Source organism: Myxococcus guangdongensis (genome assembly GCF_024198255.1).
Lineage (GTDB): Bacteria > Myxococcota > Myxococcia > Myxococcales > Myxococcaceae > Myxococcus > Myxococcus guangdongensis.
Map to the genome: position 1 here is coordinate 373,338 of NZ_JAJVKW010000002.1, position 12,824 is coordinate 386,161.

The following is a 12,824-nucleotide window of genomic DNA, read 5'->3' on the forward strand; positions in this document are numbered from 1 at the left end:
AAGCGGTTGGGTGGAGAGGCTCGGCTCCTACGTGAGGACACGAGGAAGCGAGGTGTCCAGGCCACATCCCCACGGTGTGGAGCTTCCACGTGGGCACGTCGCGGAACAGGGCATCTGACCGACTCGCCCCGGGCACCCACACGCGAGCCCGCGCGCCCTCATCGGAGGCGGGTATTCAGTCCACACCCGCCCAAGCTCGACCGGACGAGGAGCGGGTGAAATCGCAGGCGCGACAGGCCTCTCAAGGGGACATCTCGCCACGAGGCAGTCCGTCCAGCCGGGCCGTGAACTGGCGGGAGACCCCGGCAGGGTGCCCGGCCCCCACCGCGATTCAGCCCGAGCCGGGCCGTGAAGTGGAGGGGCTTGCAAGCGAGGCGCGGCTCCCGCGTAGTGCGCCTGTCGACCTCGTTCCCGAATCTTCCACCTCCGCCATGTCCTCCACGCCCCCGCCCCCTCGCTTCCGTCGTCGGCTGCTGGCGGTGATGCTCCTGGCGGGACTCGTGCCCCTGGTCTTGCTCGGCGTGGTGGCGCAGGGCGTCCTGGAGCGCGTGCTGTCCGTCTCCGTCGCGCCCGTGGAGGCCGTGCTGGACGGCGTGTCCTCGAGCCTGGAGCGACAAGGGCTCTCGCGCGATGCACTGGACGAGGCGCGGCTGAACCTCGCGCAGGCGGAGCTGACCCGGCGGGCCCTGGCGCGCCGTGTCCCCGCGTTCATCACCGGGCTCGTGTTCGTCTCGGGCTGCGTGCTCGCCCTGGCCGCCGTGCTGCTCGGCCGCACGCTGACGAAGCCCGTGACGACGTTGACCGAGGGCATGTGGGCCTATGCGCGCGGCGACCTGTCCGTGCGCCTGCCCACCGTCGACCCGCCGCGCGATGAGCTCCAGTTCCTCCTCGGCCAGTTCAATCGGATGGGACAGGAGCTGGTCGCACAACGCGAGCGCGCGAAGTCCGCCGAGCAGATCGCCGCGTGGCAGGACGTGGCGCGCGCCTTGGCCCATGAGCTGAAGAATCCGCTCACCGCGATGAAGCTCTCGCTCGCGCGGCTGTCGCGCTCGGACCCGGCGTCTCCCGCGGACGCCACGCGCATCTCCGAGTCCGTGGCGCTGCTCCAGGAAGAGGTGGAGCTGCTCATGCGCATGACCCAGAGCTTCTCCACCTTCGCGAGACTGCCCGCGCCGCACTTCCAGGATGTGCCGCTGCGGCCGCTGCTCTCCGAGGTCTGCTCGCTGTACGCGCGGACCTCCGCCGTCCCCGTGGAGCTCGTCCCCGGCCCCGAGGTCTCCCTGCGTGCGGACCCGGACGGACTGCGTCGACTCTTCGGCAACCTCGTGAAGAACGCCACCGAGGCATCGCTCGAGGGAGCGCCTCCGGTGCGCGTCCGCGCGGAGCCGCTCGCCACCGGAGGCGTGCGCGTCACCGTGGCGGATGGAGGCAGCGGCGTCCCCGGCGTGCTCGAGGGTGCGGCGCTCACGCGTGGGCTCTTCAGCACGAAGCCCGAGGGCAGCGGGCTCGGGCTCCCCATCTCGCAGAAAATCACGCACGAGCACGGCGGACAGCTTCGACTGGAGCCCGCGCCGGGAGGCGGTACGCTCGCCAGCGTGGAGCTTCCCCTCGTGCCTCCACCGCCCCAGGTGTCCACGTCATGAAGCCCGGCCCTCGCATCCTCGTCGTCGATGACGACCCCGGCGTCCTCAAGGCCCTGCGCGGCCTGTTGAGCGACGAGGGCTTCACCGCCGTCGAGGCCCGCTCCACCGCGGAGGCGACCCGCGTCCTCGATGCCTCCGAAGGCCCGCCCGCGATGATGTTGCTCGACCTCCGCATGCCCGGCGAGACGGGCCTGGAGTTCCTCGCGCGACTGCCTCGCCCCCTCCCCGTGCCCGTCGTCGTGCTGTCGGGCGAAGCCTCTCCGTCTGAAGCCGCGCAGGCCCTGAAGCTCGGCGCCACCGACTTCGTGGAGAAGCCCCCTTCCCCCGAGCGCCTCCTCACGGCGCTGCGCAACGCACTGGCGCTCGGCGCGCTCCAGGAGGAACGGGAGCGACTGCTGGACGCACTCGCGCGCCCCGGACACCTCGTGGGCGACAGCCCCTCCATGGAGGCCCTGCGCCGGCTCATCACCCGCGTGGCCCCGAGCGACACGGCCGTGCTCATCACCGGCGAGACAGGCACCGGCAAGGAGCGCGTCGCACGCGCGCTGCATCTGGCCTCGGGCCGCAAGGGACGCCTCGTCGCGGTCAACTGCGCCGCCATCCCCTCCACGCTGCTGGAGAGCGAGCTGTTCGGCCACGAGAAAGGCGCGTTCTCCGGCGCGCACAATCGACGCGCGGGGCGCCTCGAGCAGGCCCACGGCGGCACGCTGTTCCTCGACGAGATTGGCGACATGCCGCTGGAGCTGCAGGCCAAGCTCCTGCGCGTGCTGGAGACGCGAGAGGTCGAGCGACTCGGCGGCTCGGCGCCCGTGCCAGTGGATGCGCGCGTGCTCGCGGCGACCCACCAGGAGCTCGCCCGCGCGGTGAAGGACGGCCGCTTCCGACAGGACCTCTTCTTCCGCCTCAACGTGATGCCGCTCCACATCCCACCGCTGCGCGAGCGTCCCGAGGACCTGCTCCCCCTCGCCCGCGCCTTCGCCGCGGAGTTCGCCGGACGCGAGGTGCCCCTCACGCTCGCTCCCGGCGCGGAGGCGGCCCTGCTCGCATACCCGTGGCCCGGCAACGTGCGCGAGCTGCGCAACGTCATCGAGCGGCTCAATCTGCTGCGCGGCGATGGGCCACTCGTCCTCGGACCGGAGGCCGTCTCCGGCCCCCTCGCATCCCCCACGTCCCAACGCACCAGCGTGGGCGAGAAGAGCTACCGCGAGCACGTCGAGGACTTCGAGCGCGAGCTCATCCGCGCCGCGCTCCAGGAAGGCGAGAGCATCGCCGGCGCCGCGCGCCTGCTCCAAGTGGACCGGGGCAACCTCTACCGCCGCATCAAGGCGCTCGGGCTGCCCGTGAGCTGAGCGCGGCTCACGGAGCCGCGGGCCGCGGCTTCACGTCCGTGTTCTGCCCCGCCACGACGCGCCACGCCCCGTCCCCCGAGCGCTGCATCACGTAGCGCATCTGCGTCCTCAAGATTCCAGGCTCGGTGTTCTGCACGCCCGGAGGAAGGCCCGGATGGCCCGTCACCTCGTGCGTCGTGTCCACCACGGCCACGTCGTCGCCAACGAAGGAGATACGGCGCACCGTCACCTTGCTCTGGCTGCCCTTGAAGAGCGACTCGAAGATGGCCGCGTGGCGCTCCTGAATCTGCTCCTTCCCCGCGTACAGCGTCCCGACGATGTTGATGAAGTCCGCGTCGGGCGCGAAGTCCTGGGACCACGCCACCGCATCCTGGCGATTCCACGCCGCCGTCTGCGCGTCCACCTGCTCACGAATCCGCTGCTCGTCCCGCGCGTGGTCCACGTGAGAACACGCCAGGGGGAACACCCACCACGCGCACGCAGCTATCACCCAAGACCTTCGGGCGGTGTTGATGGCCAGTTCGGGGAGCGGGTCAGCGAGCATCGGAGGGTTCTCGGGGGTGGGAGGAGGCCTTGGGTTGCCATTCTATCCCCCATTGGGGCCCGTCACTCGTTCAAACGACACTCCCAGGTTCCCTACTCCTTCGAGTGCGTTCTTGATGTCTTCCGAAACAACGAGCGCGACCTTGAACTTCTTCAACCGGAAGACCTGGGCGCCCTCGGACTTCGAGGGGTCGATGCGAAGCCCGTAGATCCAGTTGTACTCCCCTTCAAATCCAGGGGGATGGTCGTCGTAATGATGCACCTCGCTGCACCGTGCCTCGTCTATGGCATCGATGACCTTGGTTGCATTGACAACGAAGTACCGTTCGGGCTCCCCCTCTATTGACACCTCAAGGAGCTGGACGTCCTCTGGAGCCAGTGTTCGGAAGACATTCGCGACGGCATCGCTGACGATGGGCGCTGCTTCAATCACAGAAAAGACGAACGCTCTTCTCCTACCGGGATGTGCGATGCGGGCCTTGAGAGGTCCAAGGTCTGGAAGCACGCGGCCATCCGCGAACATCCAAGGCTCGTCAAAGGCCTCACCAGAATCCCGCGTCGGCGTTTCCAGCAGCCACCGGGGCACATCTCCAAGCTCCACCGAATAGAAATGGCGCTCCACCTCACCCCTCCACCTTCACAATGAAGCTCCGCAAGTCGGAGCCCTGCGTCAGAAGCTCGTTGGCTATCTTCGCAAGTTCCTTCGTCAAACCGGCCCGGCATGCCTCCGTGGTTCGGCAGCGCGAAACCGAAAGCTCGAGGCGCCGGATTACCGCGCGGTGATACAGCTCAGGGTGAGGCCCCTCGTGGCCATTGAGCCGTACTTTATTCGCCACGTCCTCAAGTGACATGCCTGCCTTCTCGAATATCTTCAGGCACTGAGGCGTCCACGGGCCCCCTGTTACATCCGAAATCGGGTTCTTGTTGGTGCAGATGTGGTGAACAGGCCCGACCTCGTCACCGGGAATCCGCCCATCCGAGTACATCGCCAGGGCAGCGGCTGCTCCAGGCGCCAGCGCGACATGGAGCACGCCGGCAGCGGGAAGCGCCATCGACGTCACACCGCCACTCATCGCCGCTCCGAGCTGGAACCCCGATTCAGCCCGCGCTCGAACCACGGCCTGCGAGAAGCCAGGGAGCTTCGGCCCTTGAGCTGCCATGGCGTTCTTGCCGCCCAGCGCCGCCATGACGACGAGCACCAAGACGCGCGTGCCGTTCGTCCCCAGCACCCGCCCGAACCGATGCCCAATGTCCTGCAACTCGATGACGCTCGTTGCCCTCTCCGCGTCGTCCCACAACCTCACGAAGCCCCGGCCGATCTCCCAGACCGGCAGCACGCCCAGGTAGGCCACCATCGCCGCCGTCAACGCCACCGCGATGACCTTCGTGATGGGCTCAGGAAGGGCCATCGTGAGGAGCACTGTCAACGCAGCCGATGTCAGCATGGCCTTGAGCGCCGCTGGGTTCAGCACTTTGCCGACCTCCGCCTCGACGCTCTCCCACACGGTATCGAGCGAGAACGACAGCGCCATCAACGTCCGGTCCCTGCGGGAGAAGGTCAGCCCCGTTGCCCCAACGAGGGTCAGGCACTCATCGCCCTCAGGGCAGATGCGCCCGTACAGCGACTCGGGTGAGCCTCCATGGCCTGAGTCGACAATGCCCTTCGAGGACGCGAGCAGCGTCCTGGACCGCACCCAACCTCGTTGGTCGGCCTCGTCAGCTTCGCGAAAGGCGACGTCCATCCGAAGGTCGAGGATGAGCGCCGTGAGGGCGGACTTGAACGCGTCCTCGGAGACCTCGACCGGGTCGACGTCCACGGACTCGTGGACGACCCGCTGGCCGTTCCCTGTGTCGAGATGGACGACACGGTGGGTCGCACAACCGGCCATGAGCAGCAGCAGCGGGAGCATCCCAACCCACTTCATGGAATCCCCCGAAGGTGAACCTCCTGAAATCCAGGGAGGATGGCATCCTGGTTCCAGTGTCCAGCAACTTCAATGGGATAAGAGACGCACCCGCCTTTCGAGGACAGCCTCCTGCATCGCGGGAACCACACGTCCCGTGCGACTCCCAGTGGGCAGGAAACCCAGGAAGCCCCGGAGCGATAATCCCATGCGGCCAGCCCCAGGCCGCTTCACAGGAAGAGTCGCCCCATGTCGAGCCGCATCGGCCGCCCCACCTTCGTTCCCACCGCGCAGACGGGCCTCACCCCGGAGCGCGAGCGAGCGGCCCGAGCCACTGGCGACAAGTCCTCCCAGGCTCGCGGCCAGGTCGACCAGTTCGAGTCGCGCACGGCCCGCCCCAGCGCGTCCCTCCTGGGCGGCGCGCTCCCGACAGCGGCGGCGGTGGCCCTGCCCTCCAAGGCCTCGGACATCCAGCCCCAGCTCCACGCGGCCACGGGGTACTCGGCGCACTTCGGCTCGGGCAAGCGCACCGCCACGGCGCACGTCGAGGGCCAGGGCCAGGTCAACCTGCCCACCGGCTCGGGGCGCGGTCCTTCGTTCCACGTGGAGGCGGGCAAGCCGCTGACGGTGACGGCGGACCCGGCGCGCTTCTCGTCGCAGTACCAGAAGGTGGAGCTGGTGTGGCGAATGGTCCCCGGCGGCGCGGAGAACGTCGTCCCCATGTCGGACGGCACGCGCGATGCGCAGGGCCGGCTGAACCTCCAGCCGGGCACCTTCGACGTCCCCTCGGACGCGACGGGCCTGGTGCGCATCTCCTTCCGCACCACGGACGCGTCGGGACGCACCAGCAACCAGTGGGACCCCAGCAGCGACGCCTCCATCGCCTCCGCCAAAGGCGCGACGGTGTCCTTCACCGACGACTTCCAGACGCAGGTGGACGGCACGCTGCGCGCGGGCGACTCGCTGCGGCTCGCGTATGACCAGGACCGGCTGAAGTCGCTTACGGGCGGCAAGACGCCCACCGAGGTCGTCGCCTGCGTCTCCTTCAACGGCGAGCCGCCGCTGGAGTTCCCGCTGGACCTGCAGGCACAGGCGGGCGGCAAGGGCGGCGCGTTCATGCCGTCGGTCCGCGTGCCCTTCGAGGCCACGGACGTGCAGGTCTGGTTCCGAGGCAAGGCGGACGACAACACGACGTGGGACTCCGCCAACGGGCAGAACTTCAAGTTCTCCGTGGGCGTCACGCGCGACGACGCGGAGCCGGGCTGGAAGAACGAACTCTTGCGCAGCAAGAGCTTCCCCAACCTCACCGCGGACAAGTTCGTGGGCATCGGCCCCGCGTCACAGCGTTACAACTGCATCGCATGGACGCTGGGCAACCGCAGCGAGTGGGTCTGGCCGGGCACACGCGTGGAGGACTTCGACACGCTGTACGCGCAGCAGGGCTACAAGCCGCTCGACACCTTGGACCTGAGCCACGACCCCACGCTGGAGAAGGTGGTCATCTACGGGCGCAAGCCGGTGACGGGCAACGGTCCGCTCGAGGTGACGCACGGCGCGCTGATGGACGAGCAGGGCCGCTTCACGAGCAAGATTGGCACCCAGCCGCTCATCCGTCACGACAGCGCTGACGACCTCACCGGGCCTTCGTATGGTGCGCCCGTGCGAGTCTACGTGCGTCCCCGTCCGTCCCCGGTGAGCGTGTCATGAGCCCGTCCAGCGAGCGCTTCGACGCCCTGGCCGCAGAGTGGGAGCAACACTGCGAGGAGCACCGGGAGGCGTCCAACCCCTTCGTGTTCGTCCAGCACCCGTCCTTCGAGTCGCTGGTGGGGCTCGGGCGCGCGGCGGTGCCGCGCATCATCGAGCGCTATCGCCACGGCAGCGTCTTCTGGGGCGCGGCGCTGCGCCGCATCACCGGCGTCACGACCTTCGGAGACGGCGTCGTGGGTGACCTGGAGGCGAACCGACGCGGCTGGCTGAAGTGGTGGGACGCGCACCAGACCGAGTTCCCGGGCTGAAGCAGGGCCCGACGAGGTGGGGACGACAGGCCCGAAGGCCGCCCCCCGCCTGACACACCCACGTCCTCCGACAGCGCGAGCCTCCTGGACCCGGAGTGCTCCCTCGGGACACGTGCGAAGGTGCGCCGCAATCGCGGGGCGCGATGTCAGTATCACATCCGGATTCGACATCAGGATGTGCCCATGACATCGACACGGCTGGCCGGCCCTCGTCCTTTCAAGCACTTGTCACGACGCGGCGGCTGGAACGCAGCGTGCTTTGTCCCATGCACATGAACCGCCTCGCGCTTCTCTCCTGCCTCGTCTCCCTCGCCTCCGGCGCCCAGTCCGTGCCGGACGCTGGCGTCACCGCCGGGCCCCAGGCCGTCGACACGCCCTCCTCCTCCGCGCCGCCGCAAGCCAAGAGCGCGGGGAGCACGGCCCGCCCCAAGCAGGGCACCCACAAGAGCGCGGCGACGCCTGCGGTGGAGGCCCACACCGCACAGGCCACCAACGAGCGCCCGGAGTCCTCCGGAGGCGCCCCCCGCATCCCACAGGCCGCCCACGAGGACTCGGCGGCGCAAGCCCCCCGCGCCCCACAGTCCGCCAACGAGAACGCGACGACGTCCCGCGGCGAGCAGGCCGCCAACGAGAACGCGACGACGTCCCGCGGCGAGCAGGCCGCCAACGAGAACGCGACGACGTCCCGCGACGAGCAGGCCGACGACGAGCGCGACGAGGCGGACGACTCCGCGTCGGAGGACAACGAGGACACCGAGCCCCGGCGCGGCTACGGCCAGCGCAGCGAGAAGACGTCCGAGGAGACGGCGCGGGCCGAGCGCAAGCGCTCGAAGCGCGGCAAGAAGTCGCGCGACGGCCGTACGGACTCGTCACGCGAGACGCGCGACCTGTGCGAGGACGAAGACCTGGAGGATGACGACAGCGACGAACTGTCCGTCCTCGCGCCGCTCCAGCTCGACGTCGACGGACGCGCGCTCACGCCGACCACGCTCGAGCTGCACGGCCTCCATCGCCTGACGGACGCACAGGTCCGCTCCTTCATCCGTCCGGCCACCGACGAGGGCGGCGCGCCCACGCCGGCGAATCTCCGGCAGACGCTGCGCCGCCTCGCGCGCACGGGCCTGTTCTCCCGCGTGGAGCCTCGGGTGCGAGTCACCGAGCAGGGCGTCGCGGTGCTCGAGGTCCACCTGGAGGAGCACCCCATCGTCACCCAGGTGGAGGTGGAGGGCCTGCGGGACATCCAGCTCGATGAAATCCTCGAGGAGTTGCTCCACCTGCCGCCCCGCTTCCCGGACGAGGACAGCGACGAGGATGACGAGGAGTTCGTCGCCACCCTGCGGGTGAGCGGCGCGCGTGGCACGCTCATCGTCACCAAGCCCTGCCCGCCCCGGCACCCGCCGCGCGAGTGGCTGGCCCGCATGGACAAGGACACGTACCGCCCGGGCATCGTCCTCGGCGGCGTGACGGCCGCGATGCAGCGCGCGTTGAGGGAGCTGCGCGGGGACGGCTACATGCTCGCGAGCCTCTCGGGGACGCTGACGCCGGACGGCAAGCTCACCGTCATCGTGGACGAGGGACGGCTGGAGGCCGTGGACGTGGTGGGCGTGGAGGGCGACATCGCCGACCGCGTGCGCGACGCGCTGGACCTCAAGCCCGGAGACGTCTTCCTGCGCAGCGACGCACGGCGCGCCATGGAGCGGCTGGAGTCGCGCCTGCCCTTCCTGCAGGCGAAGAGCGTGGACACCGACGCCAGGGACGCGGCCCGGCGCCGCGACGCGCGCATCATCGAGGAGCGCGCCGCTGATGGCGTGCGCCACTACCGGACGCAGGAGCAGAAGCGGAAGGAGAAGCGCCGCCGCGACAACGTCGAGATGGAGCTGAGCTGGGGCGAGCTGCTCGAGTCCTGGCGCCACGGCCGCGACGGCGACGGCATCACCCTGGAGGGCCGCAAGCTGGTGGTGCACGTGCGCCCGCGCCGTCCGGATGTCGACGTGTCCCTGCTCCCCATCCACACACAGGTGACGGGACTCGCGCCGGGGCTCGCGGGCTCGTTGCGCATCTGGGACGGGAAGGACCGCATCCACACCACGCTCGACGCCGCGGCGTTCCTGGCGCTGCGGCTGGGCGGCCAGAAAATCCCCGACGACCCCGAGGGCACCCGGCGCCAGCGCCGCGTGAACCTGCTCGGCGGCGCGAAGGTGGAGATTCCCGCCGTGGGCCTGGCGGAGCTGGGCGCCCAGGCGCACGACTTCACGGACACGCTGGACCGCTGGCGGATGAGCGACATCGACTCGTCGCTGTACTCGGCGCTCATCAACCGGCCGGACCGCGACTACTTCCGTCGCAAGGGCGTGGCGGGCTTCGCCACCTTCCGCTGGTCCGACTGGCTCGCCGGCGTCGAGTACCACTCGGACCGCTATGAGACGCTGCGCAGCTTCTCCCCGCCCCTCTCGCTGTTCCGCCGCGACTCGCCGCCCTTCCCCAACGCGCCGGTGACGGAGGGCCGCTTCCAGTCCGTGGTGGCCCGGGTGGAGTACGCCAGCGGCGCCCCGCGCGGCGCGAAGGTGGGCTCGCTGTTCCGCACGCCGGAGACGGCGCTGCTCGACATCGATGGAGACTGGGACCACCGCCCGTTCCTGCACGCCTTCATGACGCTGGAGGTGGGCGAGGGCCCCGCGACCACCGGCGCGGACGAGCGCTTCTGGAAGCTGGTGAGTGACTTCTCGATGGTGGTGCCCACCAGCTCGAAGACGGGGCTGCGGCTGCGCCTGCGAGGCGCGGGCGGCGACAACCTGCCCGAGCAGAAGCGTGAGGCACTGGGTGGGTGGACGGCGCTGCGAGGCTTCGGCTTCAAGGAGTTCAAGGGCGACGTGTCCATGCTCGCGAGCGCGGAGTACCGGTGGCACGCCTTCGGTCTCTTCACGGACCTGGGCACGGTGCGTGGAGACGGCGAGTGGCTGGACGCGCGGCTCGGGGTGGGCGCGAGCTTCCACTTCACCGACGACGTGCGCGTGGACGTCGCGTGGCGCACGGACGAGAAGGCCACGGCCACTCCCGAGGCGCGCCTGTTCTTCGTGCGGACGTTCTAGAGGCCCATGGCACGCACGGGAACACACGGGAGACGAAGGCTCGGCGCGGCGATGGTGGCCGCGCTGGGACTGCTCGCGCCCCAGGCCCTGGCGGAGGAGCCTCGCGTCGCCTGCACGGCCACGCTGTCCGGTCGGCGCGTGCTGGTGCGCCCGGAGGCCTTCGCATTCCTCTCGGAGGAGTTGGACCGGTTGGTGCGGTTGGGCATGGCGGGGAAGTTGGAGGTGGAGCTGTCGCTGTGGAAGCGCCGGACGCTGTGGTTCAACACACGGCTGGACGGCGCGCGGCTCACCCAGGTGATTGGCTTCGGCCGTGATGGCTATCTGCTGGATGGACGGCTGCTTGCGCAGGGGCCCGCGGCGCTGGAGCTGGACCGCGTCGCCTGGACGCTGGAGTCCCGCGCCGACACGGGCGACCGCTTCATCGTCCAGGTGGAGGTGAGGCTGAACGTGGTGACGGCGGCGAGCCTCGGCCGCATGGCCTCGTGGCTGCGATGGAAGGATGAAGAGGGCGAGGGGGGCCGCACCAGCCTGACGGGGACGCTGCTGCGCTCCGTCGCGGAAGACCTCACCCGACGCGCCTCCGGGCGCTGCGACGTCGCTCCGCCCACCTGAGGCGGAGGGGACGCCAGAGGACTCACGGCCCACTCCCGTGAGTCCTCATCAACGACAGACACCCGCGCCCATCCTGGATGGGCTCCCACGAATCACGGTGCCCGGCCTCGCGCTGGGGCACGGAGAATGGTCATGCGCTGCTGGCTTCTCACCTTGTCCGTCCTGCTCACGTCGTGTGGGCTGCGTCTGGAGCCGCTCGGGAGCACGGTGCATGTCTTCGCGCCCGAGGACGCGGAGGCCCACGGCGCGAGCATCCCCGTGCTCTACCTGGAGGAGGGACGCGCCCTCTTCTTCCCCGAGGGCGTGAGCGGCGCCGCTGGCGCGGTGGAGCCACGCCCCAGCGAGCTCATCGCGCTGGGACAGCGCAAGGACATCGTCATCGTCGCCGTGGACCCGGAGCCCGGCGGGCCTCTGCATGGGATTGAACGCTTCCTGGCCGCCCAGGCACAATCACTCATCAACCGCACGCCGCACCACGCCACCCAGCTTCAAGGAACAACCACCTTGACGTCCGGGCAAGGCCAAATCAGAATTCATTGACTCAATGGCAAAAGCAACCAGACTGCGCGCCCTCATCTACCCCTGGGGGGATTTTCATGCGCAATGTCGTCCGTGGACTCGTGGTCTGGGCGCTGTGCTCCACGCAACTGGGCTGTGGCCAGGAAGAGCTGCCACCCTCGCACCTGGAACCGGACATCGAGGCCGTCGCCTCCTCGTCCGCCCCGTTGAGCGCGAATGACGTGGGAGTCATCGCGCCGGAAACGGGCTGCCCGGCCTTCGCCCCCACTGTCTGGATTCACATGGACAACGAGGACAGCCGCCAGTCCAGCCATACCAGCGGCTGGGTGGGGGCCACCCAGGTGAACGGGGCCGGCAACACCACCTTCACCTTCTGTCGGGTCGACGGGAACAAGTTCAAGGCGCTCTCGACCAGCGCGGGTCCTTCGAGCAACTTCGCCCTGCTGAAGCTGGGGGCGAGCTGTCCCGCGGGCAGTGCCGAGTTCGGTCGCTACTTCGACAACGAAGACCGCGACAACATGAACTCGAACTCGAACTCGGAGAACATCTGGCCCAACGTGCAGGGTCGGGACACGACCCTGTACTTCTGCCTCTTCACGGGAGCGACGACTCCCGCCAGCTCCCTGCCCATCCTCGAGTTCGAGTATGGCGTCTTCGCGACGCCATACTTCCGCTTCGGCAAGGGGGCGGGGGTCATCTTCAACGACGACGAGGACACCCGGAACGCCAACGCCTACACCGTGGACTACGATTTCCAGTGGGCGGCCAAGGCCATCGTCACGGAGGGCGGGAACACGACGCTCTACACGGCACTCGCCGCGTATGTCTATTGCGGCGACAACAGCTGCAATGCCCAAGAAGGCGAGAGGAGCTGTCCTTCGGACTGCACCGTCTGTGGCAATGGCATCTGCGGTCCCCGGGAGACCGCCACCTCCTGCGCCGATGACTGCGGTTGGTGCGGCGACGGGGTCTGCAGCAACAGCGAGAACTCGAGGACGTGCGGGAGCGACTGCGCCCGGTGCGGTGACTTCGTCTGCAACGGTGACGAGACGCCCCAGACCTGTCCGCTCGACTGCCGCAACTGCAACGACCTGACCTCCGACCCGGACGGACTCATCCCCACCTGCCCCGGCCCCAACGGGTAGCCGTA

The 12,824-nt window shown here is 69.3% G+C and carries 11 protein-coding genes; 8 read left to right on the plus strand and 3 right to left on the minus strand.

What is annotated here, in order from left to right:
- Positions 1 to 431 precede the first annotated feature (431 nt).
- Entirely contained in the window at positions 432 to 1,643 is a 1,212-nt protein-coding gene (locus tag LXT21_RS06360; protein ID WP_254037194.1) for a sensor histidine kinase, read from the plus strand.
- Complete coding sequence (locus LXT21_RS06365; protein WP_254037195.1) at positions 1,640 to 2,992, plus strand: sigma-54-dependent transcriptional regulator; 1,353 nt, start codon at positions 1,640 to 1,642, stop codon at positions 2,990 to 2,992. Before LXT21_RS06360 ends, LXT21_RS06365 begins: the two co-directional genes overlap by 4 nt.
- A 7-nt stretch (positions 2,993 to 2,999) precedes the next feature.
- Here LXT21_RS06365 and LXT21_RS06370 read toward each other — a convergent pair whose 3' ends face one another.
- From LXT21_RS06370 to LXT21_RS06380, 3 genes are all read right to left on the minus strand, one after another.
- Complete coding sequence (locus LXT21_RS06370; protein ID WP_254037196.1) at positions 3,000 to 3,434, minus strand: SgcJ/EcaC family oxidoreductase; 435 nt, start codon at positions 3,432 to 3,434, stop codon at positions 3,000 to 3,002.
- 144 nt (positions 3,435 to 3,578) lie between these two features.
- Positions 3,579 to 4,157: an imm11 family protein gene (locus LXT21_RS06375; protein ID WP_254037197.1), complete on the minus strand. Its 579-nt coding sequence runs from the start codon at positions 4,155 to 4,157 to the stop codon at positions 3,579 to 3,581.
- Between the two features lies 1 nt (position 4,158).
- Complete coding sequence (locus tag LXT21_RS06380) at positions 4,159 to 5,460, minus strand: AHH domain-containing protein (protein WP_254037198.1); 1,302 nt, start codon at positions 5,458 to 5,460, stop codon at positions 4,159 to 4,161.
- A gap of 228 nt (positions 5,461 to 5,688) precedes the next feature.
- Between LXT21_RS06380 and LXT21_RS06385 the strand changes: the two genes are divergently transcribed.
- The 6 genes from LXT21_RS06385 (at position 5,689) to LXT21_RS06410 (ending at position 12,819) form a co-directional block, all read left to right on the plus strand.
- Positions 5,689 to 7,146, plus strand: coding sequence for a DUF6209 family protein (locus tag LXT21_RS06385; protein ID WP_254037199.1), 1,458 nt, complete (start codon positions 5,689 to 5,691; stop codon positions 7,144 to 7,146).
- Entirely contained in the window at positions 7,143 to 7,454 is a 312-nt protein-coding gene (locus tag LXT21_RS06390) for a hypothetical protein (protein ID WP_254037200.1), read from the plus strand. The genes LXT21_RS06385 and LXT21_RS06390 overlap by 4 nt, the downstream gene beginning before the upstream one ends.
- 266 nt (positions 7,455 to 7,720) lie before the next feature.
- Complete coding sequence (locus tag LXT21_RS06395; protein WP_254037201.1) at positions 7,721 to 10,543, plus strand: hypothetical protein; 2,823 nt, start codon at positions 7,721 to 7,723, stop codon at positions 10,541 to 10,543.
- Positions 10,544 to 10,549: 6 nt separating this feature from the next.
- Positions 10,550 to 11,155 (plus strand): hypothetical protein, encoded by a 606-nt coding sequence (locus LXT21_RS06400; RefSeq protein ID WP_254037202.1) that lies wholly within the window; start codon positions 10,550 to 10,552, stop codon positions 11,153 to 11,155.
- A 132-nt stretch (positions 11,156 to 11,287) separates the two neighbouring features.
- Positions 11,288 to 11,695, plus strand: a complete 408-nt coding sequence (locus LXT21_RS06405; RefSeq protein ID WP_254037203.1) for a hypothetical protein — start codon at positions 11,288 to 11,290, stop codon at positions 11,693 to 11,695.
- A 56-nt stretch (positions 11,696 to 11,751) separates the two neighbouring features.
- A complete protein-coding gene (locus LXT21_RS06410) occupies positions 11,752 to 12,819 on the plus strand; it encodes a hypothetical protein (RefSeq protein ID WP_254037204.1) in 1,068 nt (355 codons plus the stop codon).
- The last annotated feature ends 5 nt before the right edge of the window (positions 12,820 to 12,824 follow it).